Genomic DNA, 23,408 nt, shown 5'->3' with positions numbered 1-23,408 from the left:
CGTCGGGCGCCTTGGCCATGAATTGCTCGTTGCCCAGCTTGGCGGCCGCCTGAGCAGCCTCTTTGCGCGCGACCGCGAGGTCCTTCTCCAGGCGCTTGCGCTCGGCGGCCACGTCGATGGCGCCGGCGGTGTCGATCTCCACGGTCACGCCGCCCACGGTCAGCCGGGCCGTCGCCGAGAACGTCTCAGCCGGCTCGGTGAGGCGGAGCAGCGAGCGGATCGCCGCCTCCTGCCGCTCCACGGCGCTGCCGGCCAGCCCCAGCCTGGCGGCCACCTTCTGGCCGGGCTTGAGACCCTGGTCGGAGCGGAACCTGCGGACCTCCGTGACGACCTCCTGGAGGGCGGCGACCTCCGCCTCCGCCCGCGGATCGGCGTAGCGGGGGTCGGCCTGGGGCCAGGGGGCGACGACGATGGACTCGGCGCCGGTCAAGGCCCGCCACAGCTCCTCGGAGACGAACGGCACCAGCGGATGGAGCAGCCGCAGCAGCGCGTCGAGCACCTGGCCGAGCACCAGCCGGGTGTGGTCGAGGCCCTCACCGAGCTGGATCTTGGCCAACTCCAGGTACCAGTCGCAGACCTCGTCCCAGGCGAAGTGGTAGAGCAGCTCGGAGGCCTTGGCGAACTCGTAGTCCTCCAGGGCGGCGTCGGCCGCCGTGATGACGCTCTGCAGCCGGGAGAGGATCCACCGGTCCGCCGCGGTGAGCTCGGCGTCGTCGAGCGGGCCCACGGCCGCGCCGTTCATCAGCGCGAAGCGGGTCGCATTCCAGATTTTGTTGCAGAAGTTGCGCGAGCCGGCCGCCCATTCCTCGCTGATCGCCACGTCGGCGCCGGGGTTGGCGCCGCGCAGGAGCGTGAAGCGGGTGGCGTCGGCGCCGAAGCGCTCGATCCAGTCGAGCGGGTCGACGACGTTGCCGAACGACTTCGACATCTTCTTGCCGTACTGGTCGCGCACCATGCCGTGCAGGGCGACGACGCGGAACGGCGGCTCGCCGTCCATCGCGTACAGGCCGAACATCATCATCCGGGCGACCCAGAAGAACAGGATGTCGTAGCCCGTCACCAGGACGGAGGTCGGGTAGAAGCGCTCCAGCTCGGGGGTGCGCTCGGGCCAGCCCAGGGTGGAGAACGGCCACAGCCCGGAGGAGAACCAGGTGTCGAGGACGTCAGGATCCTGGATGTAGCCCTCGGGCGGCGTCTCGTCGGGGCCGACGCAGACGACCTCGCCGTTGGGGCCGTACCAGACCGGGATGCGGTGGCCCCACCAGAGCTGGCGGGAGATGCACCAGTCGTGCATGTCGTCGACCCAGTCGAAGTAGCGCTTGGCCATCTCCGGCGGGTGGATGCTGGTGCGACCGTCACGCACCGCGTCGCCGGCCTCCTTGGCCAGCGGGCCCACGTTGACGAACCACTGCAGCGACAGCCTCGGCTCGACCACGGTCTTGCAGCGCGAGCAGTGGCCGACCGAGTGGACGTACGGGCGCTTCTCCTCGACGATGCGGCCCTCGGCGCGCAGCGCGGCGACCACGGCCGGGCGCGCCTCGAACCGGTCGAGGCCCTGGAACGGGCCGTGGGCGGTGATGACGCCGCGCTCGTCCATGACGGTCATGGACGGCAGCGAGTGGCGGCGGCCGATCTCGAAGTCGTTGGGGTCGTGGGCGGGGGTCACCTTGACCGCGCCGGTGCCGAACTCGGGGTCGACGTGCTCGTCGGCCACGACGGGGATGCGGCGGCCGGTCAGCGGCAGCTCGACGGTCGTGCCGACGAGGTGCGCGTAGCGCTCGTCGGACGGGTGGACGGCCACGGCGGTGTCGCCGAGCATCGTCTCGGCCCGGGTGGTGGCCACCACGATCTCGTCGGAGTAGCGGATCGAGACCAGCTCGCCGTCGTCCTCGCTGTGCTCCACCTCGATGTCGGACAGCGCCGTCAGGCAGCGCGGGCACCAGTTGATGATGCGCTCGGCGCGGTAGACCAGCCCGTCGTCGTACAGCTTCTTGAACATGGTGAGGACGGCCCGCGACAGGCCCTCGTCCATGGTGAAGCGCTCGCGCGACCAGTCGACGCCGTCGCCGAGCTTGCGCATCTGGCCGAGGATCTTGCCGCCGGACTCTTCCTTCCACTCCCAGACCCGCTCGACGAACGCCTCGCGGCCCAGGTCGTGGCGCGACATGCCCTGCTTGGCGAGCTCACGCTCGACGACGTTCTGGGTGGCGATGCCGGCGTGGTCCATGCCGGGCAGCCAGAGCGTCTCGTGGCCGCGCATCCGGGCGCGGCGGGTCAGCGCGTCCTGGACCGAGTGGTCGAGCGCGTGGCCGATGTGGAGCGAGCCGGTGACGTTGGGCGGCGGCAGGACGATGCTGTAAGGCGTGCGCGAGCTGCCCGGGTCGGCGTGGAAGTAGCCTTCGGTTACCCACCGCTCGTAGCTGCGGGTCTCGACGTCGGCCGGGGTGTACTGGGTGGGCAGCTCTGGCGTTGTCACGGTGACCAATTCTAGGGAGACGGGAAAGGGAAACGCCCCATGGAGGGTGTCCACGGGGCGCTGGCCTTGCTTGGGAGGCTCAGGCCGACTTCTCTCGTGGAGTGCGTTGCTGCTTGGCGGCGAGCTGGTCGCGGGGTACGAGGGTCGGGATCGCGTGTTCGAGCACGGACTCGCGGGTGATGACGACCCGGGCGACGTCCTGCCTGGAGGGCACCTCGTACATGACGGACTGGAGCACCTCCTCCAGGATCGCGCGCAGCCCGCGGGCGCCGGTGCCGCGCAGGATGGCCTGGTCGGCGATGGCCTCCAGGGCGCCGTCGGTGAACTCCAGCTCCACCCCGTCGAGTTCGAGCAGCTTGCGGTACTGCTTGACCAGCGCGTTGCGCGGCTCGGTGAGGATCTGGATGAGGGCCTCGCGGTCGAGGTTGTGGACCGAGGTGATGACCGGCAGGCGCCCGACGAACTCGGGGATCATGCCGAACTTCAGCAGGTCCTCGGGCATCACGTCGGCGAAGATGTCGGCCGTGTCGGCCTCTTCCTTCGACCGGATGATGGCGTTGAAGCCGATGCCCTTCTGGCCGACCCGCGACTCGATGATCTTTTCGAGGCCGGCGAACGCGCCACCGCAGATGAACAGCACGTTGGTGGTGTCGATCTGGATGAACTCCTGGTGCGGGTGCTTACGGCCGCCCTGCGGCGGCACCGAGGCCGTCGTGCCTTCGAGGATCTTCAGCAGCGCCTGCTGCACGCCCTCGCCGGAGACGTCACGCGTTATCGACGGGTTTTCGCTCTTGCGGGCGATCTTGTCGACCTCGTCGATGTAGATGATGCCGGTCTCGGCCTTCTTGACGTCGTAGTCGGCGGCCTGGATGAGCTTCAGAAGGATGTTCTCGACATCCTCGCCGACGTAGCCGGCCTCGGTGAGGGCCGTCGCGTCGGCGATGGCGAAGGGCACGTTGAGCATCTTCGCCAGGGTCTGCGCGAGCAGCGTCTTGCCCGAGCCTGTCGGTCCGAGCAGCAAGATGTTGCTCTTGGCCAGCTCAAGGCCGTCGTCTCTGCCCCGGTCGCCGGACTGCACCCGCTTGTAGTGGTTGTAGACCGCCACCGAGAGCGCCTTCTTCGCCTTGTCCTGACCGATGACGTAGGCGTCGAGGAACTCGTAGATCTCCCTCGGCTTGGGCAGGTTGTCCCACTTGAGCTCGGAGGACTCGGAGAGCTCCTCCTCGATGATCTCGTTGCAGAGATCGATGCACTCATCGCAGATGTAGACGCCTGGACCGGCGATGAGCTTCTTGACTTGCTTCTGGCTCTTTCCACAGAACGAGCACTTCAGCAGGTCTCCCCCGTCGCCGATGCGTGCCACCCCAGATACTCCTTTGCGTGGGACCGCCCTGCTCTCCGCGATCCGTATCCTCCGGACCCGGTCCGAACCGCTCAGGTTTCGACGTTACCGTCTTCTGGGCCCTCAGTGAGCCCCCTAGCGGCGAGTCGCACCGGAACGTGCCCTCTTGGGCAGCGCTCCGGTGCCTCACGTCTCGTCTAGGAAGCTACGGGCTGAGCTCGCTTCTTCCTTGACGGGATTATGTCATCGATCAGACCATACGCCTTCGCCTCATCGGCGTTGAGAATTTTGTCGCGTTCGATGTCCTTTCGGACCTCGGCGGCGGACCGTCCGGCATGCCGCGCCACGATCTCCTCGAGGAGCGAGCGCATGCGGAGGATCTCCCTGGCCTGGATCTCGATGTCACTGCCCTGGCCGCCGCCCTCGGTGGACGGCTGGTGGATCAGCATCCGGGCGTTGGGCAGCGCGAACCGCTTGCCCGGCGTGCCGCCGGCCAGCAGCACAGCCGCGGCGGAGGCGGCCTGGCCGAGGCAGACGGTCTGGATTTCCGGCCGGACGAACTGCATCGTGTCGTAGATCGCCGTCATGGCGGTGAAGGACCCGCCGGGCGAGTTGATGTAGATGCTGATGTCACGGTCGGGATCGAGCGACTCCAGCGTCAGCAGCTGGGCCATGACGTCGTTGGCCGACGCGTCGTCGATCTGCACTCCGAGGAAGATGATGCGGTCCTCGAAGAGCTTGTTGTACGGGTTCATCTCCTTCACGCCGTAGGACGTGCGTTCGACGAAGGAGGGGAGAACGTAACGGCTCTGGATGTTCACTTGCTCCCCCTAGGAGACGGGGCCCTGCGAGGGCACCTGCCGAGCGCTGCGCACGACGTGGTCGATGAAGCCGTAGTCCTTGGCCTCGTCGGCCGTGAACCAGCGGTCGCGATCGGAGTCGCGCTCGATGACCTCGAGCGGCTGCCCGGTGTGGGCGGCGATCCGCTCGGCCAGCATCTTCTTCACGTAGAGCATCTGCTCGGCCTGGATGGCGATGTCGGCGGCCGTGCCGCCGATGCCGCCGGACGGCTGGTGCATCATGACCCGCGCGTGCGGCAGCGAGTAGCGCTTGCCCCTGGCGCCCGCCGACAGCAGGAACTGCCCCATCGAGGCGGCCATGCCCATGACGACCGTGGAGACGTCGTTGGGCACGTATTCCATCATGTCATAGATCGCCATGCCGGCGCTGACAGAGCCGCCCGGCGAGTTGATGTAGAGAGTGATGTCGCGCTCCGGATCGTCAGCGGCCAGGAGCAGCAGCTCGGCGCAGATCCGGTTGGCGATCTCGTCGTTGACCTCCTGACCGAGCACGATGATGCGCTCGCGCAGCAGGCGCTGGTAAAGCTGATCCTCAAGCCGGAAGGCCGAGCCGTTTTCACGGCCTCGCGACTCAGGCTGGAAGAAGGTCGGCGGGCTGCTCACAGCTTCACCTTCCGATGCGTCGTAATCGATGGGCTTTGCTTGTGACCCTAACGCGCGCCGCCCACAGGTCATGCCCGGTCCACGGGGTGTTCGCTGACGGCGCATGCCGCCGGGAACGCACGGAGCCTCCGGCCCGCCCGCGACATCGGGCCGGCCGGAGGCTCCGGACGGGCGTGTGCGTGGCTACGCCTCGGCCTTCTGCTCCTCGGACTCCTCAGCCGGCTCCTCGGAGGCCTCTTCGCCGTTGATCTCGGTGTAGATGGCCTTGAGGTCGACCTCGCCGCCCTCGCTGTCGACGACTTTGGCGGCATCGCCGAGCACGGCCTTGGCCTTGTCGCGGACGATCTCGACCATGGCCAGCGTCAGCTGGTCGTTGTCGGCGAGGTGCTGGGCCAGCTGGTTGGGCTGGACGCCCATCTCCATGGCGCGGCGGACCACGAAGTTGGTGAGCTCCTGCTCGGAGACGCCGAGCTCCTCCGCCTTGACGATCTTGTCGAGCACGAAGCCGACCTTGATGGCGCGGGCCGAGGCGGTCTCGAACTCGGCGAAGCGCTCCTCCTCGGTCGTCTGGTAGAGCCGGAAGTAGGCGTCGCGGCTCAGGCCGCTCTCGGCGATCTGGTGCTCGAGGTTGTGCTTGCGGGCGTCGATCTCGGCCTTGAGCGCGCTCTCGGGGATCGGGACGTCGATCTTCTCCAGGAGCGTGTCGAGCGCCTTGTCGCGGGCCTGCACCACCTGGTCGATGAGCTTGGTGCGGCGGACCTGCTCGCGGATGCTGCCCTTGAGCTCGTCGAGCGTGTCGAACTCGCTGGCGAGCTGCGCGAACTCGTCGTCGAGCTCCGGAAGCACCTTCTCCTTGACCGACTTGACGTTGATGATGACGTCGGCCTCCTGGCCGGCGTTCTCACCGCCGACGAGCTCGGTGCGGAAGCTCTTCTCCTCGTCGGCGGACATGCCCACGAGGGCGTCGTCGAGGCCCTGGAGCACGGAACCGGCGCCCACCTCGTAGGAGACCTCGCTGGCCTGCTGCTCCTCGATGTTCTCGCCGTCGATCTCGGCCCGCAGGTCCATGACGACGTAGTCGCCGACGGCGGCCGGGCGCTCGACGCCGGTCAGCGTGGCGAAACGCTGGCGGAGCGCGTCGAGCTGCTCGTCGACGTCGGAGTCGGCGACCTCGGCGGAGTCGACGGTGATCTCGACGCCCTGGTAGTCGGGGACGTCGAAGTTGGGACGGATGTCGACCTCGGCGGTGAACTCGATCTGCTCACCGTCCTCGATCTTCGTGACCTCGATGTCCGGCTGGCTGACCGGGAACACGTCGACCTCGTCGACGGCCTGGCCGTAGAGCTTGGGCACCGCTTCGTTGAGGGTCTCCTCCAGGACGACCGCCCGGCCGAAGCGCTGCTCGATGATGCGCGCCGGGACCTTGCCAGGGCGGAACCCGGGGACCCGCACCTGCTGCGCGACCTTCTTGTACGCCGCATCCATGCTCGGGCGCAGCTCGTCGAACGGCACCTCGACAGTGAGCTTCACCCGGGTCGGGCTGAGCTCCTCGACAGCGGTCTTCACGGGGTGGTCTCCTTGATCAAGCTTCGAGTGTTCGCAGGCGCGTCCATTCGGTACGGCTCGCGCGCCGCGCCCACGTAATCGGTGCTGGGCATGCTCCGCAACGGCGGCATCCAAGCGCCACGGTCAGTCTAGGGCAGACCCAGCAGCTCTCAGAACTCATCCGCGATGGCGCGCAGCAGCTCCACAGTCTCGTCAGGCGTGGTGCTGACGGCGCACAACCGTTCCATGACCTCGGTGTAACGATCGACGTCCTCACGCTTGTCCAGGTAGAGGGCGCCGGCGAGCTGCTCGACGTAGATGACGTCGGGCAGGTCGTTGTCCGGGAAGCGCAAGATGGCGAACGCGCCGCCCTCCGCGCTGTGACCGCCGAAGCTGAACGGCATGACCTGAATCGTGATGCTCGGCTGGCGCATCAGATCGATCAGATGCTCGATCTGGGCGCGCATGACCTCGGCGCCGCCGATGGGCCGGCGCAGCGCCGCCTCGTCGATGACCGCCCAGAACACCGGGCCGTCGGGCTTGTCGAACAGCCGCTGACGTTCCAGCCGGAGGTCGACGCGCCGGGAGATCTCGTCGGGGCTGAGCCCGGCGGAACCGGCGGTGACGACCGCGCGCGCGTACTCCTTGGTCTGGAGGAGGCCGGGGACGAACTGGACCTCGTACGTCCTGATCCGGGCGGCCGCCTCTTCGAGGCCGACGTACGCCTGGAACCAGGTGGGGAGGATGTCGTTGAAGCGGTGCCACCAGCCCGGCTCGTTGGCCGTGGCCACCAGGTCGAGCACGGCGCCGCGCGCCTGGTCGTCGGTCACCCCGTACAGCGTCAGCAGGTCGGCGACGTCGCGCTCCTTGAAGCCGACCCGGCCGAGCTCCATGCGGCTGATCTTGGATTCGGAGCCTCTGATGAGGTGCCCCGCCTCCTCGCGGGTGACGCCCTTGCTCTCCCTGAGCTTGCGGAGTTGGGAGCCCAGAAGGATGCGCAGCGCCGTAGGGCCGGAACCCGGCTGGTTCTGCGTCACTTTGCCTCCTATCAAGGTCCGCACCACACAGTGACACCACATCGCCGGGTATGACAAGGTCTCAGCTCGGTGTCCGATTCGGATATGTTCCGGTACATCGACCATGCTGCTGCACCTTGCGAATGCACGTGCATTCGGGTCTTGCAGCGACGCCCGGTCGTGACCCATGATGGCTTAGTGCATTTTGGGCCAAACATGCACTAAGCCGATGGCAACTGGGAGGTAACGGCGGGATGGTGGAGGATCCTCTGGCCACTGCCGACTGCCTCCAGATCACCCGTGAAGTGGGGTTCGACCAGTTGCTCACGTCGGCCAAGCCGTACACCACCGCGTGCCCCCTCCCGTTCCAGGCCGACTCGGTCAAGACGGCCAGAGACGTCACCCGCTCCACCCTCGCCCGCTGGGGCCTGTCCGAGCTGGGCGACGACGCCGCCCTCGTGGTCTCCGAGCTCGTCACGAACGCCGTCAGGTACGGCATGTACGCGCACGGCAGCAACGAGATCACCCTGCTGCTGATGAGGGTGGCGCCGCACGTGCTGCTGGCGGTCGCCGACCCCAGCGACGACGTGCCGCGGCGCAAGGAGCCCGACTTCATCTCGGAGAACGGCCGCGGGCTCTACATCGTGGAGACGTACAGCCAGTGCTGGGGCTGGGACCCGCTGAGGCGCGGCGGCAAGGCCGTCTGGGCGCTCTTCCACGCCGGCCCCTGACAGACCGGCCCTAGGAGCCGCGGCGGTCCAGGAAGAACCACGCGCCCAGGCAGAGCAGCGCCATCACGCAGAGGAACGCCACCAGCCCTCGCCCTTCCACGACGAAGGCGGTCACCACGAACACCGCGGCCGCGCCGGCGGCCAAGGAGGAAGTGCGTATCACAGGGGCATTGTGCCGCACCGGGCGAACCATGCGACCCCCCGCACCGCTCCACCGGTCACCCGGGAGGCTGCTCCCGGTCTCGGGAAGCGGCTTTCACGCTGGTCGGGGCGACAGGATTCGAACCTGCGACTTCTTGCTCCCAAACCACCTCGAACACCCGCCTTGAGGGTGAAAGGCCAGTTCAACGGGCTGGCGACGTCCGCTGACGTACGCCTGCGTTCGAGATCATTCACTGCGATCGTCAAGCAGAGCCTCAAGCAGGAGAGGGACCGCTACCAGGGCTGTTTGGAGCTTCGCCCGCCGATTCAGGCCGTGCTTCGCACGGGAGAGGCGCTGCAACATGTTTCAGCAGCTCTCCCAGGCTCACCGAGCGTGGACGAGGCCGCTCCGAGTCAGTCCTTCTACGCGTTATGCAGGTGTGTTCTCGCGCCAGCCACTGCTCATCCATGGGCGCGCCCATGATGGCCTCCGCCGTCCTCAGCGACGCTATGCCGTAATTGGCCCGCCACGCCTCCAGCCCGCCGGGGGTGGTGCTCATCCATCGCTCCACCGTCTCCTGGTCGGGCGTGGCGTCGTACTCCCACCCGGTGCCCTCGAAGCTCACCACGACCTGCCCCTTCTCCCTGTACGTGACGAAGGGCGGACCGAAGTCACTCCAGCCGACGTCCAGGCACACACCTGCCTGAGAGAGGCGAACCCGTTCGTCGGTCCACACGAAGGGCAGCCCTGGCTCCAGAAGGACGACGCCATGGCCGAGCGCACCGGCGAGGAGCAGCGGTATGTCCTCATCGAGATAGAAGTGCGCGTCCTTATGGGCCTCGCTGAGCGTGGCGGCCGTCACCAGGTGATGGCTCCCGCCGTAGAGGGCGAGGACATCGGCCAGGGTCACGCCCGTGCACCAGGTGATCCAGGTGGTGTTCCTCAAGGCGTCGGCCACCTGCTTGTGGTCAGTCACGGCGTGATCTTGCCGTTCACGACCAGGGTCATCAAGAGCTGGGCCTTCATCGAGGGACATCGGGGACAACCTTCATCCCATTTATCCCTCATCATCGCCCACGTCTGTGCAGGTCAACATGGGGGGTGGGACAGCGGAGACAGCTGAGACACCCCTCGGTCCTCTCCTGGATCACACAGGAGCCCACCGCCGCGCCGGCTCTCCGCCATGTGATCTTCGTTTCCATGAGCGCTCAGCGATTGTCTTCGCTACACCAGCACCGCCAGCCGACCTTCCATCGCAGGAGGACCGTGATCAACCATGTAGCGAGGCACACTGGCACCGAAGACTGGACTCCCCGGGAGTTGCGGCACAGCTTCGTGTCCCTGCTCTCGGACAACGGGCTACCTCTGGAAGAGATCTCCCGGCTCGTGGGCCACAGCAGCACGGCGACGACCGGGGCCGTCTACCGGAAGCAGATCCGTCCCGTCGTTCAGTCCGGGGCCGTGGCCATGGATCGCATCTTTGGGACGCTCCGGGCGTCATAGACAAGCAGATAGACAAGCAGAAGGCCCCACCCGGATCGGGAGGGACCTTTGAGCTGGTCGGGGCGACAGGATTTGAACCTGCGACTTCTTGCTCCCAAAGCAAGCGCGCTGCCAAGCTGCGCCACGCCCCGTGGCGCCGGGGTACGCACGCGCTCCGGGACTCCGGTACGCTTACGCCCTGACGACCGGATGCAGTCTAGACCAGACTTCGACCGGTTCGCGCGGACGTAGCTCAATGGTAGAGCCCTAGTCTTCCAAACTAGCTACGCGGGTTCGATTCCCGTCGTCCGCTCCACCTACGAAGGCCCAGGCCAGGGAGACGATCCCGCCGCCTGGGCCTTGCTGTTGTCTGATGGAACCTCGGGTCGCCTATGATCAGCACGACGGCAGGAGGCCCCGTGATCTTCCATCCGTACGCGCTCTGCGCCCTCGTCATCATGCTCGGCGGAGTCGCCCTGTTCGTCGTGATGAGCATCCATCTCTGGAAGCTGTTCTGCGGAAGCGCCCCCGGCGGGGACACCCGGCTCTCGGACGATCGCGAAGACTCCGGGTAGTCAGTGGCCGGGGTGAAGCCAGTGCGATCTATCACAAGGCACTCGGTGAGGCCCGCCGTCCTGGAGCGGGCGGCTCGTAGGCTCGGGTGATGGGTGTACGACCGATCTCGGCCGAGGGGCTGGCCGAGGAGCTCGCCGACAGGGTCGCGGGGTGGCCGCGCGAGGCGTGGGTGCGGGTGGTGGTCGACGGGGCGCCGGCGGCCGGGCCGGGTGAGCTGGCCGATCGGCTCGCGGGGCCGTTGCGGGTGCGCGGGCGGGAGGTGCTGCGGGTGTCCGCGGACGACTTCCTGCGGCCCGCGTCGCTGCGGCTGGAGTTCGGGCGCACGGATCCGGACGTGTTCTACGACGAGTGGCTCGACACCGGGGCGCTGCTGCGCGAGGTGCTGGAGCCGCTGGGGCCGGGGCGGTCGGGGAGGGTGCTGCCCGCGCTGTGGGACAGCGGGGCCGACCGCGCCTACCGCGTGCCGTACCGGACGCTGCCGCCCGGCGGGGTGCTGCTGCTCGACGGCACGCTGCTGCTGGGCCGGGGGCTGCCGGTCGAGCTGGCCGTGCACGTGTGGCTGTCCCGGGGCGCGCTGGAGCGCCGCACGCCCGCGGAGGAGCGGTGGCGGTTGCCGGCGTACGAGCGGTACGAGCGCGAGGTGCGGCCGCAGGAGGCCGCGGATGTGGTGGTACGGGCGGACCATCCGGATCGGCTGGCGATCCGGGCCGTGAACGGGTAGGTGACGGTTATGGCTGATTATGGACGTCCGCTGGAGTTCGGCTACTTCCTGGTGCCCTATGCCGATGATCCGCTGGTCGAGTACGCGCGGCTGGCCGACGGACTGGGGCTGGACCTGATCGGCGTGCAGGATCACCCGTACCAGCGGCGCTACGTGGAGACCTGGACGCTGCTGAGCGTGATCGCCACGGCCACCGAGCGGGTGCGGGTGTTCCCTGACGTGGCCAGCCTGCCGATGCGGCAGCCGGCCGTGCTCGCCAAGGCGGCGGCCAGCCTCGACCTGCTCAGCGGCGGCCGGGTGGAGCTCGGGCTGGGCGCCGGGGCGTTCTGGGACGCGATCGAGGCGTACGGAGGAGCGCGGCGCACGCCCGGGCAGGCGATCGGCGCGCTGGAGGAGGCCGTCGCGGTCGTCAGGGCGATCTGGAGCGGCGAGCGCAACCGGCGGTTCGACGGCGAGCACTACCGGCTCAGCGGCGCCCAGGCGGGGCCTGAGCCCGCGCACCCGATGGAGATCTGGCTCGGCGTCGGCGGGCCGCGGGCGCTCGCGCTCACCGGCAGGGCCGCCGACGGGTGGCTGCCGTCCTCGTCGTGGGCGCCGCCGGAGCGGCTGCCCGAGCTGCAGGCGCGCATCGACGAGGCCGCGGAGAAGGCGGATCGCCGGCCGCGGGACGTGCGCAGGCTCTACAACGTCAACGGCACCATCACCGGAGGCCCGAGCGAGGGCTTCCTCAAGGGCCCGGCCGGGCAGTGGGTGGACGAGCTGACCGACCTGGCGGTGGCCTACGGGATGGACACGTTCATCCTGTGGCCGGAGGGCGACCAGCGGGAGCAGCTGACCAGGTTCGCCGAGGAGGTCGTGCCGGAGGTGCGCCGCCAGGTCGACGCGGAGCGACGCGCCTGACGGGACTGGATCGTGACCGGCGGCGGGAGCAGACTGGGACGATGATCCCCAGCAACTGGTACAACATCGTTCCCGATCTGCCCGTCCCGCCTCCTCCGCCGCTGCACCCGGCGACCAGGCAGCCGATCGGTCCCGATGACCTGGCGCCGCTGTTCCCGATGGAGCTCATCCGTCAGGAGGTCGGCCAGGAGCGGTTCGTGCCCATTCCCCAGGAAGTGCTCGACGTCTACCGGCTGTGGCGGCCGACCCCGCTCATGCGGGCCCGCAACCTGGAGAAGTCGCTGGGCACGCCGGCGCGCATCTACTACAAGTACGAGGGCGTCTCCCCGGCCGGCTCGCACAAGCCGAACACGGCCGTCCCGCAGGCGTTCTACAACGCCCAGGAGGGCGTGCGCAGGCTCACCACCGAGACGGGCGCCGGGCAGTGGGGCAGCTCGCTGGCCTTCGCCTGCGCCCAGTTCGGCCTCGACTGCGAGATCTGGATGGTGCGGGCCTCCTACGACCAGAAGCCGTACCGTTCGGCGCTGATGCGCGTGTACGGGGCGAGCGTGCACGCCAGCCCGTCGCCCGTGACGCAGGCCGGCAGCAAGGTGCTGGCCGAGTACCCCGGCTCCCCCGGCAGCCTGGGCATCGCGATCAGCGAGGCGGTCGAGGTCGCCGCGTCGGCCGACGACACCCGGTACGCGCTCGGGTCGGTGCTCAACCACGTGCTCATGCACCAGACGGTGATCGGCGAGGAGGCGCTGGGGCAGCTGGAGGAGATGCCGGACGTCATCGTCGGCTGCACCGGCGGCGGGTCGAACTTCGGCGGCCTGGTCTTCCCGTTCCTGCGCGAGAAGCTGGCCGGGAAGATCGACCCGGTCATCCGGGCCGTCGAGCCGGAGGCGTGCCCGTCGTTCACGCGCGGCCGCTACGCGTACGACTTCGGCGACACGGCGGGCCTGACCCCGCTGATGAAGATGCACACGCTGGGCCACGACTTCGTGCCCGACCCCATCCACGCGGGCGGGCTGCGCTACCACGGCATGTCGCCGCTGCTGTCGCACATGTACGAGCTGGGGATGTTCGAGGCGGTCACCCGCTCGCAGAGGGAGTGTTTCGAGGCGGGGGTGCGCTTCGCCAGGACGGAGGGCATCCTGCCCGCGCCGGAGCCGACGCACGCGCTGGCCGAGACCATCGCGGAGGCGCTGCGCTGCAAGGAGAGCGGGGAGGAGAAGATGATCCTGACCGCGCTGTGCGGGCACGGCCACTTCGACCTGGCCGCCTACGAGCGCTACCTGTCGGGCGAGATGGAGGACTTCGCGCTGCCGCAGGAGCGCATCGACGAGGCGCTGAGCGGGCTGCCGGCGTGAACGAGGACCCGCCGCCCGCCGGGCGGGCGGCGGTGTCCGTCAGCGCGCGGTGGGGCGCTTGCCGTGGTTGGCCTTCTTCTTCTTGCGTGCCTTGCCTTTGCGTGCGCGCCTGGCCATATGGTCACCTCCCGGTGGTCGGGGTACGGGATCCGACCCAACGTCCCTCTTCACCGGCTTCCCGGCAAGGCCTGGGGTTACCTAACATTCCCCAACATATTCGTGTCATAATTTGGTGGAATCTGTTGGAAGGAGCGGGGGCGTGCTCGCACAGCAGCGCCAGCAGGCGATCCTCGAACGCGTGCGCAGCAAGGGCGGTGTCCGGGTGGCCGACCTCGTGCGCGAGCTCGGCGTCTCCGACATGACCATCCGCCGGGACCTGGAGGTGCTCGCCGACCGGGGGCTGCTGGAGAAGGTCCACGGCGGCGCCACCGCGGTCGGTCCCGGCTCCACCGAGGAGCCCGGCTTCACCGCCAAGTCGGCCAGGCAGCAGCAGGAGAAGGAGGCCATCGCGCGCCGCGCGGCCCAGCTCGTGCGCCCCGGCACCGCGGTCGCCCTGTCCGCCGGCACCACCACCTGGGCGCTGGCCCACCATCTGATCGGCGTGCCCGAGCTCACCGTGATCACCAACTCGATCCCGGTGGCCGACGTCTTCCACCGCAACGCCCGCGCCGACCGCACGGTCGTGCTCACCGGCGGCGTGCGCACCCCCTCCGACGCGCTCGTCGGCCCGGTCGCGGTGGCCGCGATCCGCCGCCTGCACGTCGACACGCTCTTCCTCGGGGTGCACGGGATGAGCCTGCGCGCCGGGTTCACCACTCCCAACCTGCTGGAGTCCGAGACCGACCGTGAGCTGGTCAGCGCCGCGCACCGGCTCGTGGTGCCGGCCGACCACACCAAGTGGAACACGGTCGGCATCAGCACCATCGCCGAGCTGACGGAGGCCGACGTGGTCATCAGCGACGCGGGGCTGCCCGAGGAGGCACGCAGGGAGCTGGCCGACAGGGCCGGAGAGTTGATCATCGCAGAGGGGGCGGCGTGAAGCGCACCATCACCGAGCTGGCCGACGGCCGGGAGCTCATCTACTTCGACCGGAGCGACGGCGCCGACCGCAGCGCGATCGACCGGCGGCCGCTGGACCCGCGGCCGGTGGCGTCGGAGCTGCGCTACGACCCGCTGACCGAGGAGTGGATCGCGATGGCGGGCCACCGGCAGACCCGGACGTTCCTGCCGCCGCCCGACGAGTGCCCGCTGTGCCCGTCGTCCGACACGCGGGCGTCGGAGATCCCGGCGTACGACTACGACGTGGTCGTGTTCGAGAACCGCTTCCCCTCCTTCTCCGGCAATCTCGGGACATATCAGGATGTCGGAGGGCTGAGCGAGGTCCGGCCGGGCATGGGGCGGTGCGAGGTGGTGTGCTTCACCTCGACGCACGACTCGTCCTTCTCCCGGCTCTCCGACGACCGGGTGGAGCTGGTCATGGAGGCCTGGGCCGACCGTACGGCCGAGCTGTCCGCGCTGGAGGGCGTCGAGCAGGTCTTCTGCTTCGAGAACCGGGGCGAGGAGATCGGCATCACGCTCTTCCACCCGCACGGGCAGATCTACGCGTACCCGTACGTGACGCCGCGCACCAAGCTGCAGCTCGGGGCGGCCCGGCGGTACGCGGAGCGGCGACAGGGCCGCAACCTGTACGCGGACGTGCTGGCCGCCGAGCGGGAGGCCGGGGTCCGGGTGGTGGCGGCCAACGAGCTGTGGACGGCGTTCGTGCCGGCGGCCGCGCGCTGGCCGTTCGAGGTGCACCTCTACCCGCACCGGCAGGTGCCCGACCTGGCGGCGCTGTCGGAGGCCGAGCGGTCCGCGTTCGCCCCGCTCTACACCTCGGTGCTGCGCGCCCTGGACGGGCTGTTCGGGGTGCCGATGCCGTACATCTCGGCCTGGCACCAGGCGCCGGTCCGGCAGGACCGCGAGCTGGGCTACCTGCACCTGGAGCTGTTCTCCATCAGGCGGGCCCCGGGCAAGCTGAAGTATCTGGCAGGATCCGAGTCGGCCATGGGCGCGTTCGTCAACGACGTGCTCCCCGAAGAAGCCGCACGCATGCTTCGATCACAGGTAGATCACTAAGAGATTTCCGTTTGACTCGCATTACTTGTGATCTACCACTACTATCCCTTCCAGCACGACCGTAAAGCGCCGTGTGAACATGCCTAATCCTGGGCGAGGTGCCCAGGAGCCGGGGACCCAATTGCACTTGGGGTGAATCCACTTCGGTGGTAGGGAGCGCTCCCGTACCCGAACCCGTCAGCTAACCCGGCCGGCAGAGGGAGAGGACCCATCACGTGGCGGCAGCGTCCCCCGCGCACCTTGCCATCGGTTTCGTCACCGCCGCGGCGGTGCTTTTCACCCCGGCCCTGACCACGTCCGCGGCGGCGGACCCCAAGCCCGGCGAGCAGCAGCTCCGCAAGGAGCTGAAGCAGCTCAACGCCAAGGTCGACAAGCTGATCGAGCGCTACAACCTCAAGCGCGTCGAGCTGGCCGAGGCCCGCAAGGCGGCGGAGGAGGCCGACAAACGGCTGGCCACCGCCGAGCAGACCCTGAGCTCCGCCGAGGACCGGGTCGCCGAGCTGGCCCTGCTGCAGTACCAGAGCGGTGGCATGCAGCTGCCGAGCCTGATCCAGTTGCCCGACGGCCGCAACGCCGCCCTGCTGGCGCAGCTCACGGCCGAGCAGCAGGCGCTGGTCGACAAGGTGGCCGAGGCCCGCGACGAGACGAAGAAGGCGGCCGACGAGGCCACGGCGCTGACCAAGGAGATCGAGTCCGACGCCGCCGAGGTGGCCGGCCAGCGCGAGGAGGCCGAGGGCGTCATCAAGGACATCGAGAAGAAGCTGGAAGATCTGGTGCCGATCGCCACCGGCCGCCGTTCCGACGGCACCTGGGCGCCGCAGCTCCCGTCGGGCGCCGACAACATCACGCCCCGCACCCGGCTGATGAAGACCGAGATCGCGAAGAACTTCGCCCTGCCGTTCAGCGTGGGCTGCTTCCGCTCCGGGTCGAGCGGCGAGCATCCGCTGGGCCGGGCCTGCGACTTCATGATGAGCACCGGCGGCTCGATGCCGTCAGGGACCAACACGGCCCTCGGCGACCGCATCGCCGAATGGGCCGTGCAGAACCGCGGCAAGCTGGGCGTGAAGTACGTGATCTGGAAGCAGCGGATCAACCACGGCTCGGGCTGGAGCGGCATGTCCGACCGGGGCAGCATCACCGAGAACCACTTCGACCACGTGCACATCTCGATGCACTGAGAAGGGGATCTCCAGCGTCATCGCGGGACGAGCAGCCCTCGGTGGAACGCCTCGGTGACGGCGGCGGCGCGGTCCCCCACGCCCAGCTTGGCGTAGATGTTCAGAAGGTGACTCTTGACCGTGGCCTCGGTGATGAACAGCCGGGCGGCCGCCTCACGGTTGGTGTTCCCGGCCGCCACGAGTTCGAGGACCTCGAGCTCACGACGGCTGAGCAGTTGCGGCGCGGGGGTCCTGACCCGGTTCATCAGCCGTGCCGCCACCGAGGGGGACAGCACGCTCTCGCCCTTGGCGGCGGCCCGCGCGCCTCGCAGCAACTCCTCCCGGGGAGAGTCCTTGAGCAGGTAGCCGGTCGCCCCCGCCTCGATCGCCGGGAGGACATGGGTGTCGGTGTCGTAGGTCGTCAGGACCAGCACGCGCGCGGTGACGCCCAGCCTGGTCAGCTCGTTGATCGCGGTCAACCCGTCCATGCCCGGCATGCGCAGGTCCATCAGGATCACGTCGGGCCGGAGCTCCTGGGCGAGCCGTACGGCCGCGGCGCCGTCCGCCGCTTCGCCCAGCACCTCGAATCCCGGCGCGGAGGCGAACATGCTGCTCAGCCCGTCCCTGACGACGGGATGGTCGTCCGCGATCAACAACCGGACCGTGGCCGCGTGATCGGTCATGCGTGGCTCCCGGCCGGCAGGGTGGGGACGCAGGCCGAGATCCCGGTGCCGGCTCCGGGCTCGGACTCGATCCGCAGCGTGCCGGACAGTCCTTCGACGCGCTGACGCATGATGGTCAGGCCGAATCCGCCGCCGCGGGGCGGCGGTGACCCGCCGTCCGTGTCGAGACCCGCGGGGTCGAAGCCCCTGCCGTCGTCACGTACGTCCAGCGCGACCTCGTGGTCCAGGTAGGACAGGGTCACGCCGACCCTGGTGGCGTGCGCGTGCTTGGCCACGTTGGCCAGTGCCTCCTGGGCCGTGCGCAGCAGCGCGAACTCGGCCTCCGGTGTCATCGGCAGCGCCGTGCCGGTCGTCGTGACCTGAACGGCGAGCCCGTGCAGCCTCGACCACCGGCCGGCGACGTCGGCGAGGGCGTCGCTCAGGCGCGCGGTCCGCAGCGGCTCGGGCCGGAGCGCGTCGACCGAGCGCCGCGCCTCGGCCAGGCTCTCCCTCGCCAGGTTCTTGACGGCGTCGAAGGGCCGGCGCCACGGCGCCGGGACCTCGTGCATCTGCTCGGCCGCCTGGAGCTGCGCGATGATGCCGGTGAGCCCCTGCGCCAGGGTGTCATGGATCTCGCGGGCCATCCGCCGGCGCTCGTCGAGCACGCCCGCCTCCCTCGCCTGGGCGAGCAGCTGGGCGTGCAGGCCGGCGTTCTCGGCGAGCGACGCCTCCAGCAGCCGGTTCGTCCGGCTCAGCTCTCCGAGGGTCTGCTCGCGCCGCTCCTCCTCCTTCTCGGCGAGCCACAGGCCCCAGGCGCAGGCGCACATCATGGCGATGTTGAAGGCGATGACGATCACGGCCAGCGTCAGGCCGAGGACGTCGGTCGTGGGGATGTTGGACGCCTGCGCCGTACCGGCCAGGACCGCGGTGGCGGCCACCCCCAGCAGTCGCCACGGCCAGCGCAGGACCGTGAAGGAGTAGATGTAGGCGGCGGGGGTGAAGAGCCCGAAGAGGGGATGACGGATCACCAGGACCGCGGTGATCACGAGCAGCCCCGCGACGAACACCCCCATGGTCCGTGGCCGGCCCCACCAGCCGGGACGCAGGGTGAACATGCCGAGCATCCACGCGGCGGCCAGGGCGCACAGGCCGAGGTCGACGAGCAAGGAGCCCGTCCAGTCCTCCACGACCAGCAGGATCGCGACGAGGAGCGCCAGCAGCGCGTAGGGCACCACGTTGACCAGAAGGAACGGCGGCTGTGGCGAAGTCTTCAAGGCTCCCTCTCCCTTGCGGGATTCTATTCCGGGCGGCTATTCCCAGCGGAACCAGCGGATCGCGACGGACGCGCACACCACCGCGTAGGCCGCCAGGGTCAGCAGCGGCACGGCGGACGGGAAGTGACCCTGGTACGCGTCCTGGAACGCCCCCATGCCCGCGCCGAGCGGGGTGTAGTGGGCGATGTCCCGCAGCAGCGGCGGCATCTGCGAGATCGGCACCCACAGTCCGGCGAAGAACATCATCGGGAAGAACAGCACCGTGCCGATCGCCGTGGCCGGGCCGCGCCCGGGCGCGAGCGCGGTGATCAACAGGCCGATCGCGAGCAGCGCGGCCGCCGCGAGCAGCCAGGCGAGGGCGAAACCGGGAAGGTGCTCCGGCAGGCCGACGCCGAAGCCGAACCCGGCCACCGCGAGGAACAGGACCATCGCGACGACCGCGATGGCGAAGTTGGCCACGAGCTGGGCGGCGAGCACGCGGGCCGGGCCGACCGGCGTGGTGCGCATGCGCCGCAGCACGCCGTTCTCCCGGTATCCCGCGAGCGTGGTCGGCAGGGAGGCCGTGGCCAGGATGGCCAGGTTGAACAGAACCAGAACAGGGACGTAAAGGTCGAAGTACGTCAGGCCGCCGCCGCCTTCCACGGGCGTCCGCAGATCGGAGACGCTGCCGAGGATGACCAGCAGGATCAGCGGGAAGCCGATGCCCCACAGGGGGCCGACCTTGTCCCGGACGCACAGCGTGCTCTCGGCCTTGATGAGCCGCCAGGTCGCGGAACCCCGCTCGGCGGTCTTCGATGCTGACATGGGCATGGGGGCCTCTCTCTGATGTGTCACCGGGGGTCGGGGCGCTTGCCGGTCAGCCGGACGAACGCGTCCTCCAGGCTCGCCTGCTCGACGCGCAGTTGATGGGCCACGATCCGGTTACGGGCCAGCACGGTGGTGACGGCGTTGAGCGCGTTGTCGTTGCCGTTGACGATGACCAGGTCTCCCCGGCGGGTGACGCCGGAGACGTCGGGCAGGCTCGTCAGCAGGCGGTCGTCCATCGGCCTGGACGGGCGGAACTGGATCCGCTGCCCGGCGCACGCCCGCTCGGTCAGACCGGCCGGGGTGTCCACCATGACGACGCGGCCGGCGTCGATCAGCGCGAGCCGGTCGCACAGCCGCTCGGCCTCCTCCATGAAGTGGGTGACCAGCACGATCGTCACCCCGCGAGAGCGCACGCCCTCGATCAGGTCCCAGGTGTCGCGCCGGGCCTGCGGGTCGAGGCCGGTGGTGAGCTCGTCGAGGATCGCCACCCTGGGGCTGCCGACGAGCGCCAGCGCGATCGAGAGCCGTTGTTTCTGGCCGCCGGACAGCTTGGCGTACTTGGTCTTCGCCTTGTCCGCCAGGCCGAGGCCGTCCAGCAGTCCGCGCCAGTCGGCGGGCTCGGGATAGAAGGAGCTGTAGAGCTCCAGGGCCTCGGCGACCTGGAGCCGCTCGGGGAGGTGGCCGGCCTGCAACTGGACGCCGAGCCGCCGGGTCAGCTCGGTGCGGTCACGGAGAGGGTCCAGCCCGAGCACCTTGATCTCACCGCGATCCGGGGTGCGGAGGCCCTCGACGCACTCCACGGTCGTCGTCTTGCCGGCGCCGTTCGGGCCGAGGATCCCGAAGATCTCACCCTCCTGGACGGTGAGCGAGACGTCGTCGACCGCGATCTTGTCGTCATAGCGTTTGTGGAGGTCGCGTACCTCGATCACTGGTGGCATGCGCGCGTCCCTTCGGTGGTTGGCGCATTCAGCCTGCTACGACCGGCACTTCCGCCGACACCGACCAGGAGACGGGACCTGGCCGCCGGACGGTGGAGGCGGCGATCCACCGATCGGTGGATCGCCGCCCGGACGTAGCCCAGTGCCCTGCGGGTCAGGACGGGAACGGCGGCGCTGTCGGCGCTGCCGGCGCGCCCGGCAACCGGGAACCCGCGGGCAGCAGTGAATCGCACGCTTCGACCGCCGCCCCGTACTTCCCCGACAGGACGTCGACGCGCTCACCCTTGATGTCGAGGTTGACCAGCCCGTCCGAGGAGAGCGCGACCTCGGGGAAGCCGGGCAGCCCGTGAGCGCGCATGCACGCGGTGAACTGCTCGCCGTCCCTGACGGGCTCCTCTTCCGAGCCGGCCATCCAGCCCACGCCGGCGGCGAGGACGACGGCGGCCAGGACCAACCTGCTGATCTTCGAGCCGAACATGATGTCTCCGTTTCGGTCGGCCGTGTGTGCCTCCAGAAAAGCCGGGGGCCGGTTACAGGGCCGGAACGGTGACGGTTACCCCGCTGTAACCGGCGATGGGGGCATTCTGGGGATCATGAGGGTGTTGGTGGTCGAAGATCATGAGGAGCTGGCCCTGACGGTCGCGGCGGGGCTGCGCCGCGAGGGCATGGCCGTCGACGTGGTCCTGGACGGCCGGAGCGCGCTCGACCGCACCTCGGTGACCCGTTACGACGTGATCGTGCTCGACCGGGATCTGCCTGGCCTGCACGGTGACGAGGTGTGCGGGTCGCTGGCCGGCGCCGGCTATCCGGCGCGGGTGCTGATGCTCACCGCCGCCGGGACGATCGACGACAGGGTGACGGGGCTCGGCGCGGGCGCCGACGACTACCTGCCCAAGCCGTTCGCCTTCGCCGAGCTGGTCGCCCGGATCAGGGCGCTGGCCAGGCGGTCGCACCGCGCTCTCCCGCCGGTGCTCGTCCACGGCGACCTGCGGCTCGACCCGTCCACCCGGATCGCCGTCCGCGACGGGCGCCGGCTGCCGCTGAGTCCCAAGGAGTTCGCCGTCCTGGAACTGCTGCTGACCGCTGGGGGCGCGGTGGTCTCCGCCGAGGAGTTGCTGGAGCGCGGCTGGGACGAGTTCGCCGACCCGTTCACCCACACCGTGAAGGTCACGATCAGCCGGCTGCGCCGCAAGCTCGGCGATCCGCCGCTGATCGAGACGGTCCCGCAGGCGGGATATCGCATATGAGGCGGACCGTACGGCTTCGCCTGACCCTGCTCTACGGTGGCCTGTTCGCGCTGGCCGGGGTCGTGCTGGTCGCGCTCATCTACCTGCTGGTCCAGTACTCGCCCTTCCCTGCACCGCCCGCCGCGCCGGCGCCGCCCGGCGGGTTCGACGTGTCCGTCCGGACGCCCACGGTGGAGCGGGCGGCGGACCCGCTCCGGCTGCTGGTCAACTCCCTGATCGCGCTGGCCTTCATGACGTGCGCGGCGATGGTGCTCGGCTGGCTCATGGCCGGGCGGGTGCTGCGGCCGCTGGGCGAGATGACGGACACCGTCAGGCGCATCACGGCCGACCGGCTCGACCGGCGGCTGGCCGCCTCCGGGCCCGACGACGAGCTGAAAAGGCTGGCCGACACCTTCGACGCGCTGCTGGACCGGCTGGAGGCGGCCTTCACCGCGCAGCGCCGGTTCGTCGCCAACGCCTCCCACGAGCTGCGCACGCCGCTGACGCTGCAGCGCGCCATGGCCGAGGTCGCGCTCGCCGACCCGGAGGCCGACGCCCGGGCTCTGCGGACCGTGCTGGAACGCGTCGTCGCCGCGGGGAAGCATCAGGAACGGCTCATCGAGGCTCTGCTCGTGCTGGCCCGCAGCCAGCAGGGGCTGGACCACCGCCGCCCCCTCGACCTGGCCGCGATCACCGGACAGGCACTCGGGCGATACGAGGACGCGGAGATCCGCGTCGACTCCTCCCTCCGCCCGGCGCCCGCCTCCGGTGACCCCGCCCTGATCGAGCGCCTGGTCACGAACCTGCTGGACAACGCCGTACGCTACAACGTGCCCGATGGGTGGATCACGGTGGAGACGGCCGGGCGTTCCGGCCGCTCCACCCTCCGGGTCTCCAACAGCGGCCCGCTGATCCCGCCCGAACGGGCACACCTGCTCACGCGGCCCTTCCAGCGCCTGGAGAGCGGCAGGAAGGCCGGCGGCGACGGGTCGGGGCTCGGGCTGTCGATCGTGGCCGCCGTCGTCGAGGCCCACCGCGGCACGCTGGAGGTCCGGCCGCTGCCGGACGGCGGGCTCGACGTCACCGTCACCTTGGTGACACCCGGCCCAGCATGAGGGCCGCCGTCAGGGCAGGCGGGCGAGGAGCGACTTGGGCGCCGTCTGCCGGTAGGCGTCGGTGACGAGTTCGGCGATCTCGTCCCAGTCGACGCCCTCGACGTCCAGGTAGACGCCCAGCCAGCCGCGGTGTCCCACGTACGGCGGGCGGAAGAAACGGGCCGGGTCGTGCGCCACCAGCTCCTCCTGGGCGCCGGGCGGGGCCGCGCACCAGAAGGCCAGCCGGTCGTCGTGGTGGTGGTCGGCGTACATGACGAACGTCTTCTTGCCGCGCACGAACCAGGTGGGCTCGCCGTGGCTGAGCCGCTCGGTGACCTCGGGCAGGGCCAGGCAGACGGCGCGCAGCCGCTCCAGCGGGTCCATGC

26 protein-coding genes, 2 tRNA genes and 1 riboswitch (1 of these 29 running past the window's edge) are annotated in these 23,408 nt (G+C 69.6%); of the genes, 12 read left to right on the top strand and 16 right to left on the bottom strand.

The features are described 5' to 3' along the window. The 6 genes from FR742_RS05750 to FR742_RS05725 form a co-directional block, all read right to left on the bottom strand. Positions 1-2,485, bottom strand: partial view of a valine--tRNA ligase gene (locus FR742_RS05750; protein ID WP_148029966.1) — the 5' portion only. It extends 89 nt beyond the left edge of the window; only the first 2,485 of its 2,574 coding nucleotides appear in the window; the start codon lies at positions 2,483-2,485; its stop codon lies beyond the left edge, outside the window. A 70-nt stretch (positions 2,486-2,555) separates the two neighbouring features. After that, positions 2,556-3,839, bottom strand: coding sequence for an ATP-dependent Clp protease ATP-binding subunit ClpX (clpX, locus tag FR742_RS05745; protein WP_148029965.1), 1,284 nt, complete (start codon positions 3,837-3,839; stop codon positions 2,556-2,558). A gap of 176 nt (positions 3,840-4,015) precedes the next feature. Beyond that, the gene (locus FR742_RS05740) at positions 4,016-4,639 is read right to left on the bottom strand and encodes an ATP-dependent Clp protease proteolytic subunit (protein WP_148029964.1); all 624 of its coding nucleotides are present in this window, start codon (positions 4,637-4,639) and stop codon (positions 4,016-4,018) included. A 9-nt stretch (positions 4,640-4,648) separates the two neighbouring features. After that, positions 4,649-5,281 (bottom strand): ClpP family protease, encoded by a 633-nt coding sequence (locus FR742_RS05735; RefSeq protein WP_148029963.1) that lies wholly within the window; start codon positions 5,279-5,281, stop codon positions 4,649-4,651. A gap of 183 nt (positions 5,282-5,464) precedes the next feature. Then, the gene (gene tig, locus FR742_RS05730) at positions 5,465-6,847 is read right to left on the bottom strand and encodes a trigger factor (protein WP_148029962.1); all 1,383 of its coding nucleotides are present in this window, start codon (positions 6,845-6,847) and stop codon (positions 5,465-5,467) included. 149 nt (positions 6,848-6,996) lie between these two features. Then, the gene (locus tag FR742_RS05725; RefSeq protein ID WP_148029961.1) at positions 6,997-7,863 is read right to left on the bottom strand and encodes a helix-turn-helix transcriptional regulator; all 867 of its coding nucleotides are present in this window, start codon (positions 7,861-7,863) and stop codon (positions 6,997-6,999) included. A gap of 233 nt (positions 7,864-8,096) precedes the next feature. Here FR742_RS05725 and FR742_RS05720 point away from each other — a divergent pair, with 233 nt between their 5' ends. Further along, a complete protein-coding gene (locus tag FR742_RS05720; protein WP_148029960.1) occupies positions 8,097-8,573 on the top strand; it encodes an ATP-binding protein in 477 nt (158 codons plus the stop codon). 10 nt (positions 8,574-8,583) lie between these two features. On the opposite strand, the gene FR742_RS44340 is transcribed toward FR742_RS05720, so the two are convergent. Together FR742_RS44340 and FR742_RS05715 are read right to left on the bottom strand one after the other, a co-directional pair. Continuing rightward, positions 8,584-8,736: a hypothetical protein gene (locus tag FR742_RS44340; protein ID WP_187281012.1), complete on the bottom strand. Its 153-nt coding sequence runs from the start codon at positions 8,734-8,736 to the stop codon at positions 8,584-8,586. A gap of 253 nt (positions 8,737-8,989) precedes the next feature. Continuing rightward, the gene (locus FR742_RS05715; protein WP_148029959.1) at positions 8,990-9,691 is read right to left on the bottom strand and encodes a hypothetical protein; all 702 of its coding nucleotides are present in this window, start codon (positions 9,689-9,691) and stop codon (positions 8,990-8,992) included. A 125-nt stretch (positions 9,692-9,816) separates the two neighbouring features. Between FR742_RS05715 and FR742_RS05710 the strand changes: the two genes are divergently transcribed. Next, positions 9,817-10,218: a tyrosine-type recombinase/integrase gene (locus tag FR742_RS05710; protein ID WP_315970594.1), complete on the top strand. Its 402-nt coding sequence runs from the start codon at positions 9,817-9,819 to the stop codon at positions 10,216-10,218. A gap of 54 nt (positions 10,219-10,272) precedes the next feature. On the opposite strand, the gene FR742_RS05705 is transcribed toward FR742_RS05710, so the two are convergent. Continuing rightward, a tRNA-Pro gene (locus tag FR742_RS05705) sits at positions 10,273-10,349 on the bottom strand. 90 nt (positions 10,350-10,439) lie between these two features. Here FR742_RS05705 and FR742_RS05700 point away from each other — a divergent pair. The 5 genes from FR742_RS05700 to FR742_RS05685 all read left to right on the top strand — a co-directional run bounded on the left by FR742_RS05700 (position 10,440) and on the right by FR742_RS05685 (position 13,746). Continuing rightward, a tRNA-Gly gene (locus tag FR742_RS05700) sits at positions 10,440-10,513 on the top strand. A gap of 103 nt (positions 10,514-10,616) precedes the next feature. Beyond that, complete coding sequence (locus FR742_RS44335; RefSeq protein ID WP_187281011.1) at positions 10,617-10,772, top strand: hypothetical protein; 156 nt, start codon at positions 10,617-10,619, stop codon at positions 10,770-10,772. Positions 10,773-10,861: 89 nt separating this feature from the next. Continuing rightward, positions 10,862-11,494 (top strand): uridine kinase, encoded by a 633-nt coding sequence (locus FR742_RS05695; protein ID WP_148029957.1) that lies wholly within the window; start codon positions 10,862-10,864, stop codon positions 11,492-11,494. Between the two features lie 9 nt (positions 11,495-11,503). Then, positions 11,504-12,394 (top strand): LLM class flavin-dependent oxidoreductase, encoded by an 891-nt coding sequence (locus FR742_RS05690; protein WP_148029956.1) that lies wholly within the window; start codon positions 11,504-11,506, stop codon positions 12,392-12,394. A 41-nt stretch (positions 12,395-12,435) separates the two neighbouring features. After that, complete coding sequence (locus tag FR742_RS05685; protein ID WP_148029955.1) at positions 12,436-13,746, top strand: TrpB-like pyridoxal phosphate-dependent enzyme; 1,311 nt, start codon at positions 12,436-12,438, stop codon at positions 13,744-13,746. Positions 13,747-13,785: 39 nt separating this feature from the next. Here FR742_RS05685 and FR742_RS46490 read toward each other — a convergent pair whose 3' ends face one another. Beyond that, a complete protein-coding gene (locus FR742_RS46490; RefSeq protein WP_371252575.1) occupies positions 13,786-13,863 on the bottom strand; it encodes a 50S ribosomal protein bL37 in 78 nt (25 codons plus the stop codon). A gap of 142 nt (positions 13,864-14,005) precedes the next feature. Here FR742_RS46490 and FR742_RS05680 point away from each other — a divergent pair, with 142 nt between their 5' ends. From FR742_RS05680 to FR742_RS05670, 3 genes are all read left to right on the top strand, one after another. After that, positions 14,006-14,785, top strand: a complete 780-nt coding sequence (locus FR742_RS05680; protein ID WP_148029954.1) for a DeoR/GlpR family DNA-binding transcription regulator — start codon at positions 14,006-14,008, stop codon at positions 14,783-14,785. Then, complete coding sequence (galT, locus tag FR742_RS05675) at positions 14,782-15,864, top strand: galactose-1-phosphate uridylyltransferase (RefSeq protein WP_148029953.1); 1,083 nt, start codon at positions 14,782-14,784, stop codon at positions 15,862-15,864. Before FR742_RS05680 ends, galT begins: the two co-directional genes overlap by 4 nt. Before the next feature lie 70 nt (positions 15,865-15,934). Then, a riboswitch (cyclic di-AMP (ydaO/yuaA leader) is annotated at positions 15,935-16,074 on the top strand. 5 nt (positions 16,075-16,079) lie between these two features. Next, entirely contained in the window at positions 16,080-17,042 is a 963-nt protein-coding gene (locus tag FR742_RS05670) for a hypothetical protein (RefSeq protein ID WP_148029952.1), read from the top strand. A 17-nt stretch (positions 17,043-17,059) separates the two neighbouring features. Here FR742_RS05670 and FR742_RS05665 read toward each other — a convergent pair whose 3' ends face one another. From FR742_RS05665 to FR742_RS05645, 5 genes are all read right to left on the bottom strand, one after another. After that, positions 17,060-17,704 carry a response regulator transcription factor gene (locus FR742_RS05665; protein ID WP_148029951.1) on the bottom strand — a complete coding sequence of 215 codons (645 nt, stop codon included), beginning with the start codon at positions 17,702-17,704 and terminating at the stop codon, positions 17,060-17,062. Further along, positions 17,701-18,957 (bottom strand): sensor histidine kinase, encoded by a 1,257-nt coding sequence (locus tag FR742_RS05660; RefSeq protein ID WP_222708847.1) that lies wholly within the window; start codon positions 18,955-18,957, stop codon positions 17,701-17,703. Before FR742_RS05660 ends, FR742_RS05665 begins: the two co-directional genes overlap by 4 nt. 36 nt (positions 18,958-18,993) lie before the next feature. Further along, the gene (locus tag FR742_RS05655) at positions 18,994-19,767 is read right to left on the bottom strand and encodes an ABC transporter permease (protein WP_148029950.1); all 774 of its coding nucleotides are present in this window, start codon (positions 19,765-19,767) and stop codon (positions 18,994-18,996) included. Positions 19,768-19,787: 20 nt separating this feature from the next. Then, on the bottom strand, positions 19,788-20,702 hold the full coding sequence (locus tag FR742_RS05650; RefSeq protein ID WP_148029949.1) for an ABC transporter ATP-binding protein: 915 nt from the start codon (positions 20,700-20,702) through the stop codon (positions 19,788-19,790). Between the two features lie 154 nt (positions 20,703-20,856). After that, positions 20,857-21,180: a hypothetical protein gene (locus FR742_RS05645; RefSeq protein WP_148029948.1), complete on the bottom strand. Its 324-nt coding sequence runs from the start codon at positions 21,178-21,180 to the stop codon at positions 20,857-20,859. Positions 21,181-21,295: 115 nt separating this feature from the next. Between FR742_RS05645 and FR742_RS05640 the strand changes: the two genes are divergently transcribed. Both FR742_RS05640 and FR742_RS05635 read left to right on the top strand, forming a co-directional pair. Further along, positions 21,296-21,949, top strand: a complete 654-nt coding sequence (locus FR742_RS05640) for a response regulator transcription factor (RefSeq protein ID WP_148029947.1) — start codon at positions 21,296-21,298, stop codon at positions 21,947-21,949. Then, positions 21,946-23,043 carry a cell wall metabolism sensor histidine kinase WalK gene (locus FR742_RS05635; protein WP_148029946.1) on the top strand — a complete coding sequence of 366 codons (1,098 nt, stop codon included), beginning with the start codon at positions 21,946-21,948 and terminating at the stop codon, positions 23,041-23,043. The genes FR742_RS05640 and FR742_RS05635 overlap by 4 nt, the downstream gene beginning before the upstream one ends. 9 nt (positions 23,044-23,052) lie before the next feature. On the opposite strand, the gene FR742_RS05630 is transcribed toward FR742_RS05635, so the two are convergent. Then, positions 23,053-23,406 (bottom strand): MmcQ/YjbR family DNA-binding protein, encoded by a 354-nt coding sequence (locus FR742_RS05630; RefSeq protein WP_148029945.1) that lies wholly within the window; start codon positions 23,404-23,406, stop codon positions 23,053-23,055. Positions 23,407-23,408 lie beyond the last annotated feature (2 nt).

Origin of the sequence: Nonomuraea sp. C10 (assembly GCF_008017515.1) — a bacterium.
GTDB lineage: Bacteria > Actinomycetota > Actinomycetes > Streptosporangiales > Streptosporangiaceae > Nonomuraea > Nonomuraea ferruginea.
Note: the sequence above shows the minus strand (reverse complement) of the source record. Positions and strands in the feature narration are given on the sequence as shown.

Excerpts from the sequence above, each read along its gene's own strand:
- FR742_RS05720 (WP_148029960.1), top strand. The coding sequence starts at position 8,097 with ATGGTGGAGGATCCTCTGGCCACTGCCGACTGCCTCCAGATCACCCGT.
- FR742_RS05695 (WP_148029957.1), top strand. The coding sequence starts at position 10,862 with ATGGGTGTACGACCGATCTCGGCCGAGGGGCTGGCCGAGGAGCTCGCC.
- FR742_RS05690 (WP_148029956.1), top strand. The coding sequence starts at position 11,504 with ATGGCTGATTATGGACGTCCGCTGGAGTTCGGCTACTTCCTGGTGCCC.
- FR742_RS05685 (WP_148029955.1), top strand. The coding sequence starts at position 12,436 with ATGATCCCCAGCAACTGGTACAACATCGTTCCCGATCTGCCCGTCCCG.
- FR742_RS46490 (WP_371252575.1), bottom strand. The coding sequence starts at position 13,863 with ATGGCCAGGCGCGCACGCAAAGGCAAGGCACGCAAGAAGAAGAAGGCC.
- FR742_RS05665 (WP_148029951.1), bottom strand. The coding sequence starts at position 17,704 with ATGACCGATCACGCGGCCACGGTCCGGTTGTTGATCGCGGACGACCAT.
- FR742_RS05655 (WP_148029950.1), bottom strand. The coding sequence starts at position 19,767 with ATGCCCATGTCAGCATCGAAGACCGCCGAGCGGGGTTCCGCGACCTGG.
- FR742_RS05650 (WP_148029949.1), bottom strand. The coding sequence starts at position 20,702 with ATGCCACCAGTGATCGAGGTACGCGACCTCCACAAACGCTATGACGAC.
- FR742_RS05645 (WP_148029948.1), bottom strand. The coding sequence starts at position 21,180 with ATGTTCGGCTCGAAGATCAGCAGGTTGGTCCTGGCCGCCGTCGTCCTC.
- FR742_RS05640 (WP_148029947.1), top strand. The coding sequence starts at position 21,296 with ATGAGGGTGTTGGTGGTCGAAGATCATGAGGAGCTGGCCCTGACGGTC.
- FR742_RS05635 (WP_148029946.1), top strand. The coding sequence starts at position 21,946 with ATGAGGCGGACCGTACGGCTTCGCCTGACCCTGCTCTACGGTGGCCTG.
- FR742_RS05630 (WP_148029945.1), bottom strand. The coding sequence starts at position 23,406 with ATGGACCCGCTGGAGCGGCTGCGCGCCGTCTGCCTGGCCCTGCCCGAG.